Consider the following 842-nt stretch of genomic DNA (forward strand, 5'->3'; position numbering starts at 1 on the left):
GTACAGAGCACACGGCAGCGCTGGTGGCAGCGGCCCGCGCGGGCGATCCCCGCGCGCAGGACGAGCTCGTCAGCACCTACTTGCCGCTCGTCTACAACATCGTCGGCCGGGCCCTGAACGGGTCCTGTGACGTGGACGACGTGGTGCAGGACACCATGCTGCGGGCGCTGGACGGGCTGGGCGGTCTGCGTACGGACGACAGCTTCCGGTCCTGGCTGGTCGCGATTGCGATGAACCGGATACGGGCCCACTGGGCGGCCCGGCAGAGCGGCCCGGGCGAGAGCGGCCTGGACGCCGCCTGGGACGTCGCGGACCCCGGCGCCGACTTCGTGGACCTGACCGTCGTACGGCTCAACCTGGAGGGGCAGCGCCGGGAGACGGCCCGGGCGACGCGTTGGCTGGAGCCCGACGACCGGGCGTTGCTGTCGTTGTGGTGGCTGGAGTGCGCCGGTGAGTTGACGCGCGGCGAGATGGCGGCCGCCCTGGAACTCTCCCCCCAGCACGCGGCGGTCCGGGTGCAACGGATGAAGGCCCAGTTGGAATCGGCCCGCGTGGTCGAGCGGGCGCTGGACACCCAACCTCCGTGCGAGGGGCTGCGGACGCTCGCGGCGGGCTGGGACGGGCTCCCCTCGACGCTGTGGCGCAAGCGAATAGCCCGGCACGCGCGGGAGTGCGTGCGCTGTTCCGGGCTGTGGAGCGGTCTGGTCCCGGCGGAGGGCCTGTTGGCCGGGCTGGCACTGGTGCCGGTCGGTGCGGCGCTGCTGGCCGGCGTCCGGTCGGCCGCGGCCGGTGCGGGCGGCATGACCCCGGTGGGCGCGGCCTTCGCCGGCCCCGGCCCCCCC

The 842-nt window shown here is 74.6% G+C and carries 1 protein-coding gene; it reads left to right on the forward strand.

What is annotated here, in order from left to right:
• The coding region (locus ADK55_RS16560; protein ID WP_420713636.1) for a sigma-70 family RNA polymerase sigma factor at positions 1-842 on the forward strand (842 nt) is incomplete at both ends.

The sequence above is a fragment of the Streptomyces sp. WM4235 genome (assembly GCF_001279725.1).
Classification (GTDB): Bacteria; Actinomycetota; Actinomycetes; order Streptomycetales; family Streptomycetaceae; genus Streptomyces.